This window comes from Lacinutrix cladophorae (assembly GCF_053604645.1).
Genome location: NZ_JBSHNR010000119.1, coordinates 384,546 through 406,288, shown reverse-complemented (window position 1 = coordinate 406,288; position 21,743 = coordinate 384,546). Strand labels below are relative to the sequence as shown.

The window sequence follows — 21,743 nt, the reverse complement described above, 5'->3', positions numbered from 1 at the left end:
ACAATAATTATATTTATTAAAACAAAAAAGCTTCGAAAGTAATTTCGAAGCTTTTTTGTTTTAAATCACATTGGTGTATTTATTCCATATTATAAAAATATTGCTCACTGGCAATTTTTCCGTCTTTTACTTCGTACACACAAACCTCTTCCATTTTTTGTCTTCCTCTTTCTTTAAAAGTGCAATCGAAACTCATTTTTGCAGTAAAAAAGTTACCAGCAACAACAGGTTCACTAATTTCGCTAGCGTGAAAGTCTTCAACACTTTCTAGCCAATCTTTGCTTTTGTTCCAAATATTCTGTTTTCCTTCTAATATTTCTCCTGGCATTCCGGGCATTTCTCTACTTACCACATTTTCGGCATACAGTTCATTTACGCAATCTAAGTTTTTTCCTTCTTTGCACATGTTCCACCATTTATTGGCAACCTCTTTAGTATTCATATCTTTAGTTTTAATTGTTTTCTTAAAGATACGGAAACTAATAATAAGTAGGTGTTAATATTTAGTTACGGTACGTTTAAGGCTGTTTTATATGTGGTTAAACAACGTTCTCTAGCTTCTCTATGATCGACAATTGGTTTCGGATAGGTAAGTTCTTGAAAATCTGGAACCCATTTTTTTATATATTCGAGATTTTTATCAAATTTTTGAATTTGTGTGGTTGGATTAAAAATTCTAAAGTAAGGAGCTGCATCTACACCAGAACCTGCAACCCATTGCCAATTGCCAATATTGCTAGCCATTTCATAATCGTGTAATTTTTCGGCAAAATAAGCTTCTCCTAAGCGCCAATCAATCAATAGGTGTTTGCATAAAAAACTACCAACCAACATACGAACTCTATTATGCATAAAACCTGTTTTCTTTAATTGCCGCATACCAGCATCTACCAATGGGTACCCTGTTTTTCCTTCGCACCAACGTTTAAATTCTTCTTCGTTATTTCGCCAAATAATACGATCATATTGTGGTTTAAAACTGTAAGTTATTGTTTGTGGAAAATGCCATAGAATTTGAATAAAAAACTCTCTCCAAATTAACTCTTGCCAGAATATTTCATTAGCTTCTGAAATTGCTTTACGTACCATATTTCTTATACTTACTGTCCCAAAACGTAAATGTGGTCCAAGTCTAGAAGTGCTGTCTTGTGCAGGGAAATTTCTAGTTGCTTCGTAATTCTGTATTAAAGATGCATTAACGTTATAAGGTTTTATTTCTTGAGTTGATTTTGCAAACCCAATATCCTTTAAACTTAAATTTGGAAGATTAGCGTTCTTTAATACATGATTTAGTAAACTTTTAGAATCGTAAGTTGCTACCTCTTTTTTAGTGAATGTAGCTTTCCATACCTTCATATAAGGTGTGTACACTAAATATGGTTTACCATCTTTTTTAACTATTTCTTCTTTTTCAAAAATAACGTGGTCTTTAAAGGTTTTAAAGGCTATGTTTTTAGTTTCTAAAAAAGTATTTATTTCTGAGTCTCTATCTTTAGCATAGGGTTCGTAATCTCTATTTGTAAAGACGGTATCTATAGAATATTTTTTTTCTAATGTTTTATAAATTTCTAAAGGTTTGCCATGATACATAGCAATACTACTATTGTATTTGCTTTGTAATTCTTTATTGATATTTTGTAAAGTATTATTTATAAAAGTAACACGTGCATCTTGTTTTGGTAAGTTTTCTAGTATTTCTTTATCGAAAATAAAAAGTAGTAATACCGGTTTTCCTGCTTTTAATGCATGAAATAAACCAGCATTATCTTCTATTCTTAAATCTCTTCGAAACCAAAATATATTAATAGATTTTTTCATTATTTATAGGTTCCAAAAAGGGTTTCTAATTTTTCTTTTCTGTATTCAAAAATCTCTTTAAGCTTAGGTTTTACTAGAAAAGGATGAACGATTTGCCCAAGGATTCCAAAAGGTACTTTGTAATCTATAATATCTTCCATTTCAACACCACCTTCAATTTCTTTAATAAAGTGTTTATGGTGCCAAAGTGCATATGGACCAAAACGTTGCTCGTCTACAAAATAATGATTATCTACTTTGTGTGTGATTTCTGTAACCCATTTTGTTTTAATTCCTAAAACAGGAGTAACAATGTATTGAATAATTTGCCCAGCAAACATAGGTCTATCTGCTCCAGAAAGAATATTAAAACTCATATAATCTGGAGTGATTACTTTTAGGTTTTTTGGATTGGAAAGAAACTCCCAAGCAGTATCTACTGAGATTGGAAGTTTTTGTTTTTTATGTAGTGTATATATTTTCATTAATTATTGATAAGGATATAGGCGTTAAGAGAAGTAGCTATGAAAAGCCAAATTATGTACGGCAATAAAAGATACCTTGTTTTGATGTTTCTAAACTTAAAAAAGAAAGTGCATACTAAAATAGTTAATAATAGAATTACGATAAAACCTAAGGCTATTTGTTGCTGATTGAAAAACACGAAATTCCATAATACATTTAGAGTAAATTGTATGCCAAAAAGCATTATCACTTTTTGGGTTGGTGTTTTTAAATATAATTTTGCCATATATATAGAAAAACAAATCATTATTACTGTCCAAGCAACACCAAAAACCCAACCAGGAGGAGTCCAAGGTGCTTGGTTTAAACTCGTGTACCATTCACTTTTAGGTCCATTATTCATGAGCCAACGACCTAAAGCTAGTGCTCCAAAGTTTAAAATTAAGAAAACAATTAATCGTTTAAAAAATGGCATATTATACTTTTTTTAATAATTCTATTTGTTCTATTACCGCATTAGCTTCTTCGTATTTTTTATCGCTCTCTGCTCTATTAACACTTGAAAGTTGATGCCATTCTTTCATTAATTTATTGTACTTTTCTTGAAGCTTTTCCTTTTCTGATTTCTTTTTAAATAATCCAAACATAATATTACGGGTTTAAATGTTTTACAATTTTATTACTTGTAGGATTGGTTGTAGAAAAATAAGAATCTACTAATTGCCCTTTTTTGTTGATTAAGTATTTTTGAAAATTCCATTTTACAGAAGAGTTAGATTTACCATTTAATTCTTTTTGGGTTAGCCACTTATAAAGTGGGTGTTGGTTACTTCCTTTGACGTCTATTTTTTCGGTCATTAAAAAGGTAACGCCAAAATTTTTCTTACAAAAAGACTGAATTTCACTAGCAGTTCCCGATTCTTGATTGCCAAATTGATTGCATGGAACACCAATAATCATTAAAGTGTCCTGATATTCATCATATAATTTTTGAAGATCTGAATACTGTTTTGTAAATCCACATTCTGATGCTACATTAACTATAAGTAGCATTTTATCTTTATATTCTGATAAATCAATAGCGTTTCCTTCTAAGCTGTTTATTTCTATATTGTAAATAGATGTAGAAGGTGTATTTTGAGCTTTTATTTTATTAAAAAAGTTGAACATTATGAAAGTAATTATTAGATATTTCATGTATCTATTTTATTGTTTTTATCGGTTACTTGTAGCTTCCATATTATTAATATCTCTTGTTTAAAGATATTAGATATAAAAATTTCATGATTATAATTTAAAAGAAACAATTCCACAATCCATTTCAAATATTTGTCCAGACATAGCAGAAGCTTTTTCTGAAAGTAAAAATGCAGCCATTTCGGCAACCTCTTTAGGTTTTAGATATTTTTTTAATGGGTGACGCTCTGTAATGTTTTCTTTCATCTTTTCGTTTCGTAAGAGTTTTGAAGCTAATTCGGTGTCTGTTACAGTTGGCGCAATAGCATTAATTCTAATGGCAGGAGCTAACTCTGCACCAAGCGATTTTACTAAACCTTCTACACCAGATTTTGCTGTTGCAATGCTTGCATGATACGGCATTCCTAATTTTGAAGCTACAGTACTAAATAGTACGATAGATGGTTTTATACCATTTTTTAAAATGGGTAAATACTTTTGAATTGCTTTTACTGCTCCAATTACATTTATTTCAAAATCTGCTTTAAAATCATCGATTTTTAATCTATTAATTGGTTTAAGATTGATACTTCCCGGACAATATATTAAGCCATCTGCAGTTTCAACTTCTGGGAGTTCTTCGGTTAATACATCACAATTGAAATGTGATAAATTTTCATGATCTAGGTTAGGAGTAGACCTGCTTATATTGATAACTTTATTATCTACAGCTAAAGTTTCTAGTATTGCGTTTCCAATTCCTTTGCTACCACCAATTATAATATATGTTTTCATGACTAAGCAGTTAAAGGTCTTCCTTTTAATCTTTTTTCCACTTTACGTTTAATTTCTGTAAGACGTTTCATCATATCCATGATTTTCTCGTCTTTTTTTTCTTTATAAATTTCGTTTAAACCTAAAATAAGTGTTTTGGCTTCTCTAACAATTAATACTCTGTCGCTTGTTGTTAGTGCGTTTAATTTTTGTTTTTCAAACGCTAATGCTTTGTTAATAATATCCATTTCTTATTGTTTTAAATAGTTTTGTAATTCGACGATTTTGTTTGGAGTATTAAATTCTCCGCCATAATAGGTTGTAACTGTAGAGGATGTATCGTCTTTAATTCCTCTGGAAGAAACGCATAAATGTTTAGCGTCAATTATAATAGCTATATCTTCTGTATTTAAAATCGCTTTTAATTCTTCGGCGATTTGATTGGTTAAACGCTCTTGTACTTGTGGTCTTTTTGCAAAGTATTGTACAATTCTATTAAGTTTCGATAATCCAATCACTTTTCCTGAAGATATATAAGCTACATGTGCTTTCCCAATAATTGGAACAAAGTGATGCTCACAATTGGAGTAGAAGGTAATATTCTTTTCTACTAGCATTTGATGGTATTGATATTTATTATCAAACAATGCTATTTTAGGTTTGTTTTGAGGGTTTAGTCCAGAAAATATCTCATCAATATACATTTTAGCAACACGATCGGGAGTTCCTTTTAAAGAATCGTCTGTAAGATCTAATCCCATGACGTCCATTATTTCTTCAAATAAAATGGCAATACGTTCTTTTTTTTCTGCATCGCTTAATTTAAAGGCATCTGCTTTCATAGGCGTCTGTAAGCCGGTGAATAAATGTTCGTCTCCAATAGCTTCCGTGCTAAAATCTTTTAACAGATTTTCTGATTTGTTGTTTAAAGTTTGTGTTTTCATTTAAAAATCTTTTTTATGTGCTGTCTTTAAAACTATTTTAAAGCAAAGCAACGTTATCGTTTAGAAATTGTGTTGTGTGTTATTTGTTTTTGTCTGCTACATTTAAATCTACCTTTTTCAAAAGTGCGAAGTTTTTCATGTTTTGTTTTTCTTCCTTGTACACGTTTTCGCCACATTTTAAAACTACTAGGTTTCATTTCTTTTCGCATTAACGAAATAACTTCTTGTTCATTTAATTGAAATTGAAATTTTATAGCTTCAAAAGTGGTTCTGTCTTCCCAGGCCATTTCAATAACTCTGTCTATATTTTCTGTAGTTAATTTCATGAATCGGTTAGTTTTTTTATCATGCCGTTAAAAATAAAACCATGAAAAGGTAAAACACTGTACCAGTATAATCTCCCAAGAATTCCTCGAGGTCTAAAAGTTGCAGTTTGTTTTAATAGGTTATCTTCAATCTTAAACTCTAACCATGCCTCACCGGGAAGTTTCATTTCGGCAAAGAGTAAGAGTTTTTGCTTTTCTTTATCGGCATAAATAACACGCCAAAAGTCTAGGGCATCTCCAGCGTCTAGATCTGTAGGACTTGTTCTACCTCTTCTTAAACCAATACCTCCAAAAAGTTTATCTAGATATCCCCTTGTTTTCCAGAGCAAATTACCATAATACCAACCTTTTTTTCCGCCAATAGACCATATTTTATTTATTGTTTCTTCATTATTTTTTACCTCACGTTCTTTATAGTCTTGAAAGCAACCATATTTTGGAACATTAATATATTTATGAAAATTATTTTTTAATCTTCCGCTACTTACTATAGAGTCTTTCCAACTAGAAATGATACTGTTTTGTTCAATTTTTTCAAAAGCTAAAGCAACTGCTTCCTTGTAATTTAGTGGTTGCACGTCTAAAATGCTATTAATTTCACTTGGCTTTCCTATTATTTCAACACCCATACTATCTACAAGATTCGATGCTAGTTTATACGATGTAGATGTTACAAAGTATAGCCAATAAGAAGACAGTTTTGGAGTCATTACAGGTACGGTAAAAATGTGTCTATTTAACTTTCTTACCTCAGCAAACTGCAGCAACATTTGCTTATAGGTTAATACTTCTGGTCCAAAAATGTCAAAGGATTTGTTATATGTTTTTTTGTTTCCTAAACTTTTTAATAAAAATGAAAGTACATCTCGAACAGCTAATGGTTGTGTTTTTGTATGCAACCATTTTGGAGCAATCATAAAAGGTAATTTTTCTACTAAATCTCTAATGATTTCAAATGATGAACTTCCTGAGCCAACTATTATACCTGCTTTAAAAACAGTTAATGCGTATTTGTTTGACTGTAAGGTGTTTTCTACATTTTTTCGAGACTTAAGATGTTTCGATAAATTCTCGTCGTTTGTAATACCGCTTAAATAAATAACTTGTTGCGCTTCAGTTTTGTTTATAGCTGTTTTAAAATTTGCAGCACATTCTTGTTCTAATTTCTCAAAATCACTAGAAGTATTCGACATAGAGTGTATCAAATAATATGCCGCATCTATGTGTTTAGGGATATTTTTTAGAGTTTCAGGTTTTAAAAAATCAACTTCAATAATATCAATTTGTTCTTCTTTTAAGTAACTTTTATCTGCACGTAATTTATCTCTAACAGCACAAATAACATGATGCCCTTCATTTACCAATAAAGGAATTAGTCTTTTGCCAATGTATCCAGTAGCGCCTGTTACGAGAATATGCATTAATTTTATAGGGTATGAAAATTATTAATCTTTATGTTTTTAGCCTTTAGATCGAACATTAAATTATATAAACCGAAAAAAGTTCTATTAATATATATGAAATGTTTCGAACCTCTGTTTCCATTCATTTTTCTTAATTCGGTGTTTTTGGAATAATGTTCGCCAAGTGCAGCAATTTCTTCAAAGAAATAAGCATCCGAAAAATCGAAAGTTTCGTCTTGTAAAGGCTTAGCAAATAAGCTTAACATTTTATGAAACATTTCTGTGAAAAAGGAGACTTCATCTTTTGAATCTTCTTCTTTTAAAATCTCAAGTTCGTAGAGTTTAGAAAGAAATAAAGCTTCATTTTCAATGTTTTCTTTCTTTGCTAATTCAAAATATGGCGTATAAAAGGAATCGGGAATACTTTTCATACAACCAAAATCTAAAGCAATTAGTTTTCCTTCTTCTGAAACCAAAAAGTTTCCAGGATGTGGATCTGCATGTACTTTTCTTAAAATATGAATCTGATACATGTAAAAATCCCAAAGTGCTTGTCCTACTTGATTTGCGACATCGTTATCTTTATTTATTGCTGTAAATTCGGATAGATGTTTCCCATCCATATAATCCATAGTAATAATCCTTTGTGATGACAGCTCTTCATAATATTCTGGAAACAGTAGATTTGGTATGTGTGCACATGCTTTTGCAACTTCTTTACTTTGTTTAATTTCAAGAATGTAATTGGTTTCCTCTATGAGTTTTGTTTCTACTTCTCTAAAATACTTGTCTGAGTCTTTTCCTTTAATATTAAACATACTCATAGCTATAGGTTTTACCATAGCTAAATCGGATGAAATACTTTCGGCAACTCCTGGATATTGGATTTTCACAGCAAGCTTTTTCCCGTTTTTTTCTGCTATATGTACTTGGCCAATGCTAGCAGCATTTACAGAAGTTGCGTTGAAAGTATCAAATAATTCATTTGGCGATTTGCCAAAATATTTTTTAAATGTTTTAATAACAAGTGCTGGAGATAAAGGTGGTACCGAAAATTGCGAAAGTGAAAATTTTTCAACATACGCTTGCGGCAATAAGCTTTTTTCCATGCTTAGCATTTGTGCTACTTTTAAAGCACTCCCTTTAAGTTGTTTTAAACTATCATAAATATCTTCTGCATTGTTTTTATTAAGACGTTCTTTGGCTTCTGCTTTTGAGTTTACCAATTTATCGCCATAATATTTCACATAGTTTACACCAACTTTAGCTCCTGTAGATACTAATTTAGATGCACGTTGTATTTTTGTAATGGGTATTTTATCTATTGTTTTCATTAGTTGTTATGCATTTTTTCTTTAAATAAAAATTTACCAAAATCCATAACACTTTTTACAGGTGTTATGTTTTTAACATCAAAACTTGTATTTACAGATTTTTCAATAAATACGTCCGTTTTTTCAAAGGAAATAGAGGTGTCTTCCATCCAAAATTTCATTGTAAATAGTAATTGCAACCAAGCAGATTCTTTTACTATTTTCTTTTGAATTTGCTGTACTTGCTTTTGCGGTATATCTATAGTCTCAATATCTATTGATTCTATGAAGTGCGAAAAACTACGCTTTAGTTTTGAAAGTGTTTTTAATCCCTTAAGCGTGTTTTTATTTTTGTGTAGGGAATACATAACATAACTTCTATTTGCTGTTAAGTTTTCAAAAAAAGTATAATAGAAACTTAAAAGTTTATTTCTTGCATTAAAGGATTGGTAATCTTTACTTTTATTTAAAGTCTTTATAGTATTTTGAAAGAATGCATTATAAATAGATGCTTCTACTGCATTAAAGGATGGGTAGTGTAAATAGAACTCTCCTTCTGTAAAACTATTTGCTTTTGCAAATTGATAAATAGAGTTTGGTTCTTCATTATTCTGTAACACATAATCCATATACATTGAAATAATATCTGAGTCTTTTATTGTTTTCTTTTTAGCCATAATTTTAAATTATATGTAAATATACAAAATTGTCTAACTTTTTTGTGTTAAAATTAGACAAAATAATTATACTGTTATAAGTAAAGCTTATATAGCAAGAAATGAAATGCTGTTTTTTGTTTTGTTCATAAGCTTTTACAGCGTTTTATTTAGATTAAATTTATTGTTAGAATATTATTTTATGTGGTATAGCAACCATTTATTTAAGCTTTTGTTAACAGATAAGATTTAGTTAATGTGTAATTTTATGCTAATTAATTTATCAACTATTAAAACTTAAATGCAATGAAAAAACTTTTATTAATCGCTTTAGTGTTTACGTATTCATTTACTGTAAATGCTCAAATTGAAACACCACAGCCAAGTCCTTTTAGCAAGGTCGAACAGAAGGTTGGGTTAACAGATTTCACTTTAGAATACTCTCGACCTGGAGTAAAAGGAAGAACTGTTTTTGGAGATCTTGTTCCTTACGGAAAAGTATGGAGAACAGGAGCAAACTTAAGAACTAAAATAACATTTAACAATCCTATTACTATAGGAGGTAAAGAACTTAAAGCAGGTACCTATGCAATATTTACTATTCCACAAGCAACGAAATGGGAAATTATTTTTTATACAGAATATGCTGGTGGAGGTGCTCCAGCAACATTAGATGAATCTAAAGTTGCAGCAAGAGTTACTGCAGAGGTACATGAGATTCCTTTTAACGTAGAAACTTTTACAATAGACCTTAATAACTTATCTAATAGTGGAGCTACTTTAGAGTTTATTTGGGAAAAAACATACGTAGGAATACCTTTTACAGTGCCAACAGATGCAGCTGTATCTAAAAATATTGAAAAAGTAATGGCTGGTCCAGCAGCAGGAGATTACTATGCTGCTGCAGATTATTACTTACAAGAAGGTAAAGATATAAACAAAGCTAAAGTTTGGATTGATAAAGCTATTGAAATGTCTAATGGAGATGCTAAATTCTGGCAATTAAGAAGACAAGCTTTAATTTATGCAAAATTTGGCGATAAAAAAGGAGCAATTAAAGCAGCTAAAGCTTCTTTAAAATTAGCAGAAGAAGCAGGGAATGCAGATTACGTTAAAATGAATACAGAGTCTATTGCAGAGTGGTCTAAATAATTTATAGCACTACAATAAATAAAAAAAGCGACCAACAGGTCGCTTTTTTTATTTTGTATACTTGGGTTATTTTACTTTCTTCGGATTAAATACAGGAAGTAATTTATTGCTTACTTCCCCAAAACCAATTCTCGTTCCATCTTTATCACAATATCCACGCATAATTACTGTATCGTTATCATTTATAAATTTGCGTTCAGAACCATCATGCATTTTAATTGGTTTTTCTCCTCTCCAAGTAATCTCTAGCATAGAGCCATAACTATCTGGAGTTGGACCAGAAATTGTCCCACTTCCCATCATATCTCCAGAGTTAATTGGGCAACCATTTACGGTATGATGCGCAAGTTGTTGGGCCATGTTCCAATACATATATTTAAAGTTCGATTTACTTACCACAGTTTCTTTTGCTTTTTGTGGTTGTATGGCTACTTCTAAATTAATATCAAAACTCTTTTTTCCTTTATATTGTAAGTAAGATAATTGTTTTTTTAGAGGTTTCGGACTTTCTACTCGATATGGTTCTAAAGCATCTAGAGTAACAATCCAAGGTGAAATACTAGAAGCAAAGCTTTTTGCTAAAAATGGTCCTAACGGTACATATTCCCATTTTTGTATATCTCTTGCAGACCAATCATTAAATAAAACCAGACCAAAAATATATTCTTCAGCTTCATCTATAGGAATTGGTTCTCCTAAATCATTAGCATCGGTAGTAATAAAGGCCATTTCTAATTCAAAATCAACTAATTTACTTGGGCCAAAAACTGGCTCTGTAGCTCCAGCAGGTAAGGTTTGCCCTTGTGGCCTATGCACAGGAATTCCAGAAGGAATAATAGAAGAACTTCTGCCATGATATCCAACAGGTATATGTAACCAGTTTGGTAATAAAGCATTATCAGGATCTCTAAACATGGTACCAACATTTGTTGCATGTTCTATACTAGAATAAAAATCGGTATAATCACCAATTTGAACTGGCAGTTGCATTTCAATTTCGTCTAAACGAAACAATACAATCTCTTTATGTTTAACATTATTTTTAAGTGCATCGTTTTCTGCATCAAAAATTTGTGCAATTCTATTACGTACAGCTCTCCATGTTTTTCTTCCGTCGGCAATAAAATCATTTAAAGTATCTTGAAGAAAAATATCATCAGTTAATGGGATTTCATCAAAGTAACCTAATTGATGTAATGCTCCTAAATCTATAGCAGTATCACCAATTCTGGTTCCTATAGTAATAATGTCATCTCTTGTAAGAAAAACACCAAAAGGAATGTTTTGAATTGGAAAATCTGAATTTTTATCTACATGCAGCCAGGAAATTCTATCTGGATTATTAGCTGAAATTGGCATATCGTATTTTAATTATAAATTATTAAATCTATTCAAACCTACATAACTTTTTAAATTAAAGCTAATTTTATATAACAAAAGTAGGTTCCTATTATACTATTTTAAAAAATAGTATAATCTTGAAGTAAATATATGTTTTTTGATGTATTTAAATAATCTAATTGTTATTTTTGATAAATATTTAACTATAACTAAAGTTTCCAACTTCAAAGGAAATTAAAACTGAATTATATGCAACGCGACGAACAAATTTTTGAACTTATTCAAGCTGAAAAAGAAAGACAGCTAGAAGGTATAGAATTAATAGCATCAGAAAACTTTGTAAGCAACCAGGTAATGGAAGCTGCTGGTTCTGTATTAACCAATAAATATGCAGAGGGATATCCTGGGAAAAGATATTATGGAGGTTGTGAAGTTGTAGATGAAGTAGAACAACTAGCAATAGATAGAGCTAAAACGTTATTTGGTGCAGCTTATGTAAACGTACAACCACATTCTGGTAGTCAAGCAAACACAGCTGTATTTTTCGCTTGTTTAAATCCGGGAGATACTATTCTAGGTTTCGATTTGTCTCATGGAGGGCATTTAACACATGGGTCTTCTGTAAATTTTTCGGGAAAATTATATAATCCAGTTTTTTACGGTGTTAAAAAAGAAACAGGTTTAATTGATTATGATCATGTTGCTGAAGTTGCTCAACGCGAAAAACCAAAATTAATTATTGCTGGTGCTTCGGCGTATTCTCGTGATATGGACTTTAAGCGTTTTCGTGCTATAGCAGATGCTGTAGGAGCAATTTTAGTAGCAGATATTTCGCATCCAGCAGGATTAATTGCAAAAGGAATTTTAAGTGATCCTTTACCACATTGCCATATTGTAACCACTACAACGCATAAAACATTACGTGGCCCAAGAGGAGGGATGATTATGATGGGAGAAGATTTTGATAACCCTTTTGGTTTAAAATTGAAGAACGGAAACTTAAAAAAAATGTCTTCACTTTTAAATTCGGCTGTTTTTCCTGGAAATCAAGGTGGACCATTAGAGCATATTATTGCTGCAAAAGCAATTGCTTTTGGAGAAGCTCTTACAGATGCGTATTTACATTACATGCTACAAGTAAAGAAAAACGCAGCAGCAATGGCAGAGGCTTTAGTAAAACGAGATTATAATATTATTTCTGGAGGAACAGATAACCATATGATGCTTATCGATTTACGTAATAAAAATATTACAGGTAAAGATGCAGAAAACGCTTTGGTAAAAGCAGATATTACGGTAAATAAAAATATGGTTCCTTTTGATGATAAATCACCATTTGTAACTTCTGGAATTCGTATTGGTACACCAGCGATTACTACAAGAGGATTAAAAGAAGAAGATATGGAAGGTATTGTTGCTTTAATTGATGAAGTAATATCCAATTATCAGGATGAAGATAAATTACAAGTTATTGCAGGTAAAGTAAATGCTATGATGCATGATTTACCGCTTTTTGTAGATTAATACTATTTACATATTTTCGCTTTCGCGGAATAAAAAAAGCCTACTGTTTAGTAGGCTTTTTTTATGTTAAAGATAAAATTGTTTATTTACTCAAAAGTAATATGCTGATAAGCACCTAAATCTGGTGAAGCAGTTCTGTTTACTCCTAAGATATCTAAAGGGACTTGTGAAGCAAAAGTTGTATTTCCTTGATTGTTTGCAGCAGAGTCATCTCCAATTATTAAATCATTAGCACTAGAATCTCTAAAGTCTGGTTCCTGGTTAAAAATGATGTTTTCATATTTAGTAGTATCATCGAAATCATAATTAGCACCAGAAAACGTATTATTGGTATCGCTAAATCGAACCAAGCAGTTTGTAAATTTAAAGTTAAAAACTAATGCAGCATCTTCAACTTCATCGATTATAAACTCCGGATTATCATTTCCGTAGATAATACAGTTGTTAAAATTAGCTTCCGTTAAATTGGCTACAAAGGTGGCATCTTCGGTTTCTTGAAAATTATTTATTAATAAAGCAGGGAATTGTCTAAAACTACTAGACCAATAATTAGCAATAGTACAATGCGTAAGGTTATATCTTCCTCCTAAAGTGGCAGCAAAGCTAGTTTGACCTGCATTATTTATCACTAAGTTTTCGGCAGAAATAGAGGTGTTTCTTCCTAAAACACCAAAGTTACTAGAGTTATATATTTGCGAGTTCGTTATAGTAAGATTATCTATAATGCTGTCTGGGTTTCCTTCACTTAAAACACCAACAGCAGCATTTAGAATAATTGCATAATTTATGATGTTGTTTCTACTTCCGTCTAACAACCAGATAGTTCCCCATTGTCCAGGAACATTAGCAAAAGCAGGCTCTAACCTGTCACTTTCAAAAATCACTTGATTTTCTAATATTTCTTGATCTGTACTTAATTCACCATTTACTTGTAAGGAAGCGCCTTCGGATACTAAAAGTCCAGAATTTGCATGAAAATGTACTCTTGCTCCAGCTTCAATATTTAGAGTTTCGTTGTTTGGTACAGCTGCATAACCATAAATTACATATGGTTTTTGATTCGTAAAAGTTAACTCATCAGTTTCTAAATATCGGCCTTGAATTTCGGTTTCAACTTCCTGTCCTCCAATGTCTAAAGTTAAGGTTTCAATAACACCAGTAGTGTTGTCTTTATCGGGATAAATAAATACTGCATCTTGAACAAGGGTTACCAAATCTACGGTTTGTTGGTTGCTTCCAGCATCAAATTCTATTTTATCTGTGTATAGAAATTCATTTTCTAAGTTTGGTAAATCGTTTATATCTATGGTAGTTTCTACAAAAATATACATACTATCTTTTGCAAGAATTTCTACATTTTCAAAAGATTTTCCAGCAATACCATCTACATTTAATCTATACTCAGAGCTTTCTCCTAAAGCTAATTTAACAGAAGAGATGCTAATATCTTCACTACTTCTGTTGTATACTTTTAAATTGTATGTGCTAGATCCAATATTTGTAAATACAGTATCTAAATAAACGGTGTCTTTAGAAAAACCAAGATTGCCATTACTAGAAGAGAAGTTAAAGTCTTTTCGGCAAGAACTCCAAAGTAAAAGAAAGGTAAAACAGATTAGAAAGTATAGCGTCTTTTTCATATGTAATAAACGAATTATAAGGCAAAAAAATATTAAATGCACTTGAATTGCTAAAAATATAACTTTTGAAACTATGTTTTAGTATTTATTTTAAAATTTCATCAATTTCTTTGGTCACTCGAGTTGGGCGCTTTGTTTCTTTTCCCATTAAACACCAAGTGGTTTCTGCGCGTAATAGTAGTTTTTGTGTACTGTCATTATGCATTTCTATAATGCTTTTTGCGGTAGCACCTTGCGAGTCCATAAATTTGGTAGTAATGTTTACTCTGTCGTTTAAGAGTGCAGAGGATTTATAATCTACTACATGTCTGCGAACCACCCAAAAATAGGAGTTGTAAATAGCATCTGGAGCAATTTGTTGCCAATGTGCTTTTGCTATATCTTGAATCCATTGTATATAGCGAATGTTGTTAACGTGGTTAAGTTCGTCTAAATCTTCTTGTGTAACTGTAACTGTAAATTGAAAGGTCTTCATTAAGTCCATTTAATAGCATATTAAATTTAATATTATAATCCGTAAAAATTTGCTATTAATCTAAGACTCTCTTTTAGAAAGTTTAATTATTTAAATGTAATGAAGTGAATAGTTTCTAGAAATTAAATCAGCTATAAAACCATTTTTCTAGATGTTATGCAATAATAGTTAATGGTCTAATGCTCAGGTAGTTTTATTTGTTGATTCTTATATTAAGAAAATAGACTACTTATGGCTGTAGTTATGCGTGTTGGTTTTTGCGTTTTTTTACTAATAAAACACCAATTGGTTTCCGATTTAGCTAATAGTTTAAAAGTATCTTTATTAAAAATTTCTACAATTCTAGTAGATTTTACTCCTTCAGACTTCGTAACATAGGTTTTTATTAATAAAGCGTCGTTTAAAAAAGCAGGTTGTTTATATTCTATGTGATGTGAAAGTAGTATCCAGAAATATTCTTTTTTAATAGGTGTAGGAGCTATTTGTTCCCAGTTTTGTTTAGCTATATCGTTTACCCATTGCACATAACGAATATTATTAACATGATTGAGATTGTCTAAATCCTGTTTTGTTACAATAATTGTAGTTTCAAAAGTTTGCAAACTATTCTTTAATTATTTCCACTTCAAATAGTTTATCCCAACGTTTTCCTGTAATAAAAAGCGTTTTTGTTTCTGGGTTGTAAGCAATTCCATTTAAAACATCCAAGCCTTTGTGTTGAGTGACTTTCTTTTTTAATGGCGAAAAATCGATAACACCTTCAATAGCACCATTTAAAGGATTAATAATTGCTACACCATTTTTTTGATAGCGATTCGCGTAGATTTTTCCGTTTACCCATTCTAATTCATTAAGACCTACTACTTTTCCTTGGTTATGGTAAGCTTGAATGTATCCAGCTTCTGTAAGTGTTTCTGGATTTATGGTCCATATTTTTTCGGTACCATCACTTTTATAAAGTGTTTTTGTGTCATTACAAATTCCCCAACCTTCTTTGCTATTGTTATATTTAAAACTTCCAGTTTTTTCAAAAGTATTTACATCGTACACAAAACCAGTTCCGCTTTGCCAAGTTAGTTGATATACTTTATTTTTTAATATAGTTAAGCCTTCTCCAAAATAAGCTTGATCTAAATTTACATCTTTTAATACCTCACCAGTCTTATAGTTTGTTTTTCTAAGTTTAGATTCTCCATGTTGTCCTGTGCTTTCATATAATTCGCCATTAAAAAATTCTAATCCTTGTGTGTACGATGTGATATCATGAGGATACGCATTAATAATTTTATAAGTATAAACTTTTGGAGATGCATTATTTAAAACGGTTAGTTTTTGGGAAATAGTTTGTGTTTCTCCATCAAATGTAATAGTAGCTTCTAGAGTTTGCTCACCAAGTTTGGTGTTTGTAAGTGTCGTTTTTTCTGTAATAGGTTTTTCGTTTAAGGTGTAACTTACAGATTCTATTTTATGGTTTTTCGGATTTTTTATGGATAGATTTAAGGCTTCTCCAAGTCTTAAAGCATTGTTTTTTGCATTAGTAATGATAGAAAAATCATTTTTTTTCAGCGAAGCATTGCTTCCACAAGATATAATAAATGACGCTAAAAATATGATTGTGAGTAATTTGAATGTTCTCATGATGTGTTAAAAGTTTCATGCAAGATATTTATTAAAATTCGGTTAAAAAAAACATTGTGAAAAAATTAAAAGGTTGTATCTTTGCACTCGGCAAGTCCTACACAACTAGCTCCTGTTGAATCCTCCAGGTCGGGAACGAAGCAAAGGTAAATGGTTGTAGCAGTGTGATGTAGGTAGCTTGCCTTTTTTTGTACCATAAACTCAAATCTTGAAAGCTTAGGCGAATCAAGATTTTTTAATTTATAGTATTCTCTATATAGTGGGAATCTCTCCATTAATATTGTATTTTTGATCCTTATAAAAATATAAATATGTCTAAAGTTGTTTTAATTACTGGAGGTTCTTCAGGGATTGGTAAATCTGTTGGAGAGTTTTTAACAGAAAAAGGATATACCGTTTATGGTACGAGTAGAAACCCTAAAAATTATACAACAAGTGCTTTTAAAATTATAGCTTTAGATGTTACAAAAGCCCAAACAATTGCAACTGCTATTCGTACTGTAATAGAAACTGAAGGTCGCTTAGATGTACTTATAAATAATGCAGGAGTTGGTATTACTGGACCTATTGAAGAAATACCAGAAGCAGAAATTAAAGCAAATTTTGAAACCAATTTTTTTGGACCAATAAATGTTATAAAGGCTGTTTTGCCACAAATGCGAAAACAAAAATCAGGTCTTATTATTAATATTACCTCTATTGCTGGCTATATGGGGCTTCCTTATAGAGGAATTTACTCTGCAAGTAAAGGGGCTTTAGAAATTATTACAGAAGCTTTTAGAATGGAAATAAAAGACTTTAATATACAAATGACGAATATTGCTCCTGGCGATTTTGCTACTAATATTGCATCAGGACGTTTTCATGCTCCTGTTCAAGAAAATTCGCCTTACAAAATACCTTATGGAAATACTCTTAAATTAATGGATACCCATGTAGATGAAGGAAAAGATCCTTTTCTTATGGCGAAAGCTGTTTATAAAGTAATAAATACAAATACACCAAAAACGCATTACAAAGTTGGTGAGTTCATGCAAAAGTTTTCTATCGTTTTAAAGCGTATATTACCAGATAAAGTTTACGAAAAAATGCTGCTAAATCATTATAAATTATAGAGTTGCTATAGCCTTCTTTTTATGAAACCATTAAAAATGAGTAAAATAAATAAATTTGTAGTTTCTGTTTTTATGTTTTTTACATTTGTTAATTATGCACAAATTATAGAAATAAATGATGTAGATGCTGTAGAATCCATTTATGATTTGCAACAATTAGTTGAGGATGTCTTAATAGATAGTGATTGCGCAGTTATTAGTGATTTTTCGGAACAGGTGTTTGGAATGCCTTTAGATAGACATACAAAAAGTTATGGCTATTTTAATACCCCTACAGATAGTAATTTTCCATTTGAGAGTGGTATAGTTCTAACCACAGGAAGAGCTTATGCAGCAGGAAATACAAGAAGTAATAACAATCCTTATCCCGATTTTGGTAATGGTTTACCAGGAGACTTAGATTTAGAAATCGCACTAACTCAAAATAATACACGTGATGCTACTTTTGTTAAGTTTAATTTTACCGCTACATCTAGTGATTTTAATTTTAGATTTTTAATGGCTTCTGAAGAATATGATGGAGGTACAGAATGCAGTTTTTCAGACAGTTTTGCATTTTTATTAAGAGAAGTCGGTACAACTGACTATACAAATTTAGCAGTTTTACCAGATGGAACACCAGTTAGTGTTACTAATATTAACAATGCAGGAGCATGCAGAGCAAATATAGATTATTTTGCAGGTTATAATTTAGTAGGAACTAATTATGGAGGACGAACAAAAGTATTAACAGCAAATGCTACTGTTATACCGAATCAGGTTTACGAAATAAAAATAGTAGTTGCCGATCAAGGAGATTCTGCTTACGATTCTGCTATCTTTTTAGAAGCAGGAAGTTTTAATATTGGTTTAGATATTGGGGATGATGTAACTTTTGCTTCAGGAAATCCTGCTTGTGGTAGTTCTTTGTATACTTTAGATACACAAGTTCCAGTTACAGATGCTGCACATACCTGGTATAGAAACGGAGTTGAAATTATTGGAGAAAATAACCAAACCTTAGATGTGAATACAGATGGTATTTATAAAGTAGAAGTAACCTATGGAACAAATTGTACAACTGAAGATGAAATTATTATAGAGTTTACCCAAAGTCCGATTGCAAATATTGTGGAAGACCAATTTATTTGTGATGATAATAATGATGGGTTTCACGTTTTTGATTTTCAGGTTTTTAATAATGTAGTGTTAGGTGCTCAGTCTACAGCAAATTACGATGTTACTTACCATACATCTCTATTAGATGCAGAGAATGACAATGGTGCAATAACAAGCGATTATACCAACCAAAATGCATATCAATTAGAAACGATATATGTAAGAGTAGAAGATAAGACTTACAATTATTGCTACAGCATTGCAGATTTTAATATTAATGTTTTTAATTCGTTAACTGTATCTAATCCATTACCATTACATGTTTGTGATACAGATACTGATGGTTTTAATACCTTCGATGTAACACTAGCTGAATCCGATATTTTAAATGGTTTGCCAGCAGCTAACTATTCCTTTGCTTATTATGAAAATGAAGTAGATGCTATTCTTGGTAATGCATTGCAAATTGCTACACCAACTAGTTTTAATAATAGCTCTGCAGGGTCACAAATTATATATGCACGTGTACAACCACTAGCGAATACATGTTTTCAGGTGATACCTGTAACTCTAATTGTGCATCCATTATTTGATATTGGATTAGACGAACAATACCTTATTTGTCTTGCAGCAAATGATAGTGTATTAGCTCCAGTAGAAGAAAATACTGCTTTACAAACGTCACCAATAAGTACCAATCTAAGTGAAACAGAATACCTTTTTCAATGGTATGAAGGTCAAGATGTAATAGCTACTAATAGTATTGTTGGAGAAACGCAATCTACATATAATGCAACTGTTGTTGGTTTTTATACAGTGCATGTTACCCATATTATTTCTAATTGTACTTATGTAGATACTACAGAAGTTATTTCTTCTTATCCACCAGAAACTATTTCTGTAGAAGTACTTACAGATGCTTTTTCTGAAAACAGCATGTTAGAAGTAACCGTTACAGGAAATGGTATGTATGAGTTTAGTTTATACGAAGGTTATTGGCAAAGCTCTTCAGTATTTAGTAATGTTTTAGGAGGAAATCATATCGTTAAAGTTAGGGATGTATATAATTGCGAACAATTGCCATACGAAGTAGCAATTATTAACTATCCAAAAGTATTTACACCAAATAATGATGGGTTTAATGATACATGGAATATTCTAGGCATTGAAAATCAATCTGCTGCAAAGATTTTTATTTTTGATAGATACGGTAAGTTAGTAAAACAATTAAGCCCTTCAAGTCTTGGTTGGGATGGAACTTTTAAAGGAGAAGAAATGCCAACTTCAGATTATTGGTTTACCTTAGAATATATAGAGCCATTAAGTAATATTAAAAAAGAGTTTACAGCGCATTTTACTCTTAAAAGATAATGTTTTATTGATTTAATAAACCTAATACTTCTTCTTCAAATTGCACTGAAAATAAGTTCGTATGTGGATCTACTATTTTTCCTTTTTTATCCAATAACATTACTTTTATTATTGGATTAATCGCTAATGCTTCTTTTGCTGCTTTAGGGTCCTTAAACTGATATTCGTTTTTTAAACTTAGGCCGTATTGCGTTAAAACTTTACTTATAGATTTTGAGTTTGGCCTATCTATATTAATAGAAATAAAGTTAACTTCTGGATATTTTTGCATTAAGTCTTTTACTTTGGTGTGACTTTCTTGCAAATGCGATTTGTAATCTGTAGACCAAAAATATAAAGCAGTAGGTTTTCTAACAAGTTTGTGCAAATTAACTTCTTGTCCTTTATAATTAACTAAGGTTAAATTTGGTATTTTATTCCCAACCTTTAATTGTTTTAAGGATTGTACTAGCTTTTTTATATAGTTTTTGTCTTTTTCGTCGGTGCTTTTTTCGTAATAATAGTTTAAAAAACTATCCAATTCTTTTAAGTTTTTTGTCTTATTTATATAATTGATAGATGAAATACTTAATAGTGGATTTTTAATGTCTTGGTCTGTAATCAAACTATCAATTAGTTTTAGTTTGTCTAAATTATAACAATATGAATTTCTTTTTAGAATACTGTCTTTAGAGATTTTTAAATGTTCCGATAGCGCTAAGTTTTTAAAATGATACCTTAAAAAAGTCTTATAGGTAAAGTAGTCTTTTAATGCATTGCTGTTATAATCTATATTTTTTCTATAGTTATAAAAGTTTTTAGGTAGCGACTGTAAATTTTTTATTTCATTATCCCCATAATAAGCAAAAGGGTAAATTTCTTTGTTTAAATAATAGTTGTAATCTATATTACCTTTTGCAATTTGATGAAACAAACCTGATGCGATATTCTTTTTAAGAAATAAATTTAGTTTTGTACTTCTAAGCTTCTTTATTGAATCTATTTTGCTTTCAAAAGCAATGGGGCTTAGTTGATAATAGTTTAATATGTTTTTGTTTATTTCTTCATTCTCAAGAAACATATTAATTAAATAATTATTCTTTTTTGCTCCATTTCCAGTAAATACTAAAGACTCATCAAAATCTATAGTATTTAACCTAATCATAATACTATCATTAGGTTCTAATAGCGCTAATTGAAATTCTTCACCATGTTGCGTTTGTAGTTTAAAAGTAAACAAGCCACTCTCTAAATCGTTTACTTGATATAAAAATCTGTTTTTACCATCTAATAAAATAGTATCAATTATGGTGTTCGATTTACTAATGATTACTTGTTTATTAATAGGGTTTATTATTTCTCCACCAATATAAGCCGTTTTTCCTTTATCTGTAGCAACTTCTTTTTTGCACGAATAAAAGGTAAGCATTATTAATAGTATTGAAAAAAGTAATCTCATAGTTAGGTTTAAAGCAAAGTTAATTCTTTATAACAAAAGTATAGTAAGCAACTTATACCTCTTGTTAATTCACTGTTAAAAGTTAAATCAATCCTTA

At 30.7% G+C, this 21,743-nt stretch carries 23 protein-coding genes and 1 other RNA gene; 5 read left to right on the top strand and 19 right to left on the bottom strand.

Features of this window, described 5'->3' with window-relative positions:
- Positions 1-79: 79 nt before the first annotated feature.
- The 13 genes from ACVC3Y_RS12170 to ACVC3Y_RS12110 form a co-directional block, all read right to left on the bottom strand.
- On the bottom strand, positions 80-442 hold the full coding sequence (locus ACVC3Y_RS12170) for a SnoaL-like domain-containing protein (RefSeq protein ID WP_303423863.1): 363 nt from the start codon (positions 440-442) through the stop codon (positions 80-82).
- A gap of 65 nt (positions 443-507) precedes the next feature.
- Positions 508-1,818, bottom strand: a complete 1,311-nt coding sequence (locus ACVC3Y_RS12165) for a cryptochrome/photolyase family protein (protein ID WP_452227042.1) — start codon at positions 1,816-1,818, stop codon at positions 508-510.
- Entirely contained in the window at positions 1,818-2,282 is a 465-nt protein-coding gene (locus tag ACVC3Y_RS12160) for an SRPBCC family protein (protein ID WP_303423861.1), read from the bottom strand. The genes ACVC3Y_RS12165 and ACVC3Y_RS12160 overlap by 1 nt, the downstream gene beginning before the upstream one ends.
- Positions 2,282-2,737: a TspO/MBR family protein gene (locus ACVC3Y_RS12155; RefSeq protein ID WP_303423860.1), complete on the bottom strand. Its 456-nt coding sequence runs from the start codon at positions 2,735-2,737 to the stop codon at positions 2,282-2,284. The genes ACVC3Y_RS12160 and ACVC3Y_RS12155 overlap by 1 nt, the downstream gene beginning before the upstream one ends.
- Before the next feature lies 1 nt (position 2,738).
- Positions 2,739-2,909 carry a Lacal_2735 family protein gene (locus ACVC3Y_RS12150; protein ID WP_303423859.1) on the bottom strand — a complete coding sequence of 57 codons (171 nt, stop codon included), beginning with the start codon at positions 2,907-2,909 and terminating at the stop codon, positions 2,739-2,741.
- Between the two features lie 4 nt (positions 2,910-2,913).
- The gene (locus ACVC3Y_RS12145) at positions 2,914-3,432 is read right to left on the bottom strand and encodes a glutathione peroxidase (protein ID WP_452227134.1); all 519 of its coding nucleotides are present in this window, start codon (positions 3,430-3,432) and stop codon (positions 2,914-2,916) included.
- Between the two features lie 117 nt (positions 3,433-3,549).
- The gene (locus tag ACVC3Y_RS12140) at positions 3,550-4,233 is read right to left on the bottom strand and encodes an SDR family NAD(P)-dependent oxidoreductase (protein WP_452227041.1); all 684 of its coding nucleotides are present in this window, start codon (positions 4,231-4,233) and stop codon (positions 3,550-3,552) included.
- 2 nt (positions 4,234-4,235) lie between these two features.
- Entirely contained in the window at positions 4,236-4,460 is a 225-nt protein-coding gene (locus ACVC3Y_RS12135; protein ID WP_303423857.1) for a hypothetical protein, read from the bottom strand.
- Between the two features lie 3 nt (positions 4,461-4,463).
- Positions 4,464-5,156: a GTP cyclohydrolase I FolE gene (gene folE, locus ACVC3Y_RS12130; protein WP_452227040.1), complete on the bottom strand. Its 693-nt coding sequence runs from the start codon at positions 5,154-5,156 to the stop codon at positions 4,464-4,466.
- 53 nt (positions 5,157-5,209) lie between these two features.
- The gene (locus tag ACVC3Y_RS12125) at positions 5,210-5,482 is read right to left on the bottom strand and encodes a TIGR03643 family protein (RefSeq protein WP_452227039.1); all 273 of its coding nucleotides are present in this window, start codon (positions 5,480-5,482) and stop codon (positions 5,210-5,212) included.
- Complete coding sequence (locus ACVC3Y_RS12120; protein WP_452227038.1) at positions 5,479-6,903, bottom strand: SDR family oxidoreductase; 1,425 nt, start codon at positions 6,901-6,903, stop codon at positions 5,479-5,481. The genes ACVC3Y_RS12125 and ACVC3Y_RS12120 overlap by 4 nt, the downstream gene beginning before the upstream one ends.
- A 5-nt stretch (positions 6,904-6,908) precedes the next feature.
- A complete protein-coding gene (locus ACVC3Y_RS12115; protein WP_452227037.1) occupies positions 6,909-8,219 on the bottom strand; it encodes an ABC1 kinase family protein in 1,311 nt (436 codons plus the stop codon).
- Positions 8,219-8,875, bottom strand: coding sequence for a TetR family transcriptional regulator C-terminal domain-containing protein (locus ACVC3Y_RS12110; protein ID WP_303423852.1), 657 nt, complete (start codon positions 8,873-8,875; stop codon positions 8,219-8,221). The genes ACVC3Y_RS12115 and ACVC3Y_RS12110 overlap by 1 nt, the downstream gene beginning before the upstream one ends.
- A gap of 285 nt (positions 8,876-9,160) precedes the next feature.
- Here ACVC3Y_RS12110 and ACVC3Y_RS12105 point away from each other — a divergent pair, with 285 nt between their 5' ends.
- Complete coding sequence (locus ACVC3Y_RS12105; protein ID WP_452227036.1) at positions 9,161-10,006, top strand: DUF2911 domain-containing protein; 846 nt, start codon at positions 9,161-9,163, stop codon at positions 10,004-10,006.
- Between the two features lie 66 nt (positions 10,007-10,072).
- On the opposite strand, the gene fahA is transcribed toward ACVC3Y_RS12105, so the two are convergent.
- Entirely contained in the window at positions 10,073-11,365 is a 1,293-nt protein-coding gene (fahA, locus tag ACVC3Y_RS12100; protein WP_303423850.1) for a fumarylacetoacetase, read from the bottom strand.
- 231 nt (positions 11,366-11,596) lie between these two features.
- Between fahA and glyA the strand changes: the two genes are divergently transcribed.
- Entirely contained in the window at positions 11,597-12,871 is a 1,275-nt protein-coding gene (glyA, locus tag ACVC3Y_RS12095) for a serine hydroxymethyltransferase (RefSeq protein ID WP_303423849.1), read from the top strand.
- An 86-nt stretch (positions 12,872-12,957) separates the two neighbouring features.
- On the opposite strand, the gene ACVC3Y_RS12090 is transcribed toward glyA, so the two are convergent.
- The 4 genes from ACVC3Y_RS12090 to ACVC3Y_RS12075 all read right to left on the bottom strand — a co-directional run bounded on the left by ACVC3Y_RS12090 (position 12,958) and on the right by ACVC3Y_RS12075 (position 16,624).
- Positions 12,958-14,511, bottom strand: a complete 1,554-nt coding sequence (locus tag ACVC3Y_RS12090; RefSeq protein WP_452227035.1) for a hypothetical protein — start codon at positions 14,509-14,511, stop codon at positions 12,958-12,960.
- Between the two features lie 85 nt (positions 14,512-14,596).
- Positions 14,597-14,986, bottom strand: coding sequence for an acyl-CoA thioesterase (locus ACVC3Y_RS12085; RefSeq protein WP_303423847.1), 390 nt, complete (start codon positions 14,984-14,986; stop codon positions 14,597-14,599).
- 212 nt (positions 14,987-15,198) lie between these two features.
- Positions 15,199-15,588, bottom strand: a complete 390-nt coding sequence (locus ACVC3Y_RS12080) for an acyl-CoA thioesterase (protein ID WP_452227034.1) — start codon at positions 15,586-15,588, stop codon at positions 15,199-15,201.
- 1 nt (position 15,589) lies between these two features.
- A complete protein-coding gene (locus ACVC3Y_RS12075; RefSeq protein WP_452227033.1) occupies positions 15,590-16,624 on the bottom strand; it encodes a glutaminyl-peptide cyclotransferase in 1,035 nt (344 codons plus the stop codon).
- Positions 16,625-16,712: 88 nt separating this feature from the next.
- Here ACVC3Y_RS12075 and ffs point away from each other — a divergent pair.
- From ffs to ACVC3Y_RS12060, 3 genes are all read left to right on the top strand, one after another.
- Positions 16,713-16,811: signal recognition particle sRNA small type (gene ffs / locus ACVC3Y_RS12070), an RNA gene on the top strand.
- Positions 16,812-16,935: 124 nt separating this feature from the next.
- Positions 16,936-17,739 carry an SDR family oxidoreductase gene (locus ACVC3Y_RS12065; RefSeq protein WP_303423844.1) on the top strand — a complete coding sequence of 268 codons (804 nt, stop codon included), beginning with the start codon at positions 16,936-16,938 and terminating at the stop codon, positions 17,737-17,739.
- Positions 17,740-17,760: 21 nt separating this feature from the next.
- A complete protein-coding gene (locus ACVC3Y_RS12060) occupies positions 17,761-20,208 on the top strand; it encodes a choice-of-anchor L domain-containing protein (RefSeq protein WP_452227032.1) in 2,448 nt (815 codons plus the stop codon).
- A gap of 4 nt (positions 20,209-20,212) precedes the next feature.
- Here the strand turns inward: ACVC3Y_RS12060 and ACVC3Y_RS12055 are convergent, their stop codons facing one another.
- Positions 20,213-21,646, bottom strand: a complete 1,434-nt coding sequence (locus ACVC3Y_RS12055; protein ID WP_452227031.1) for a TlpA family protein disulfide reductase — start codon at positions 21,644-21,646, stop codon at positions 20,213-20,215.
- Between the last annotated feature and the right edge of the window lie 97 nt (positions 21,647-21,743).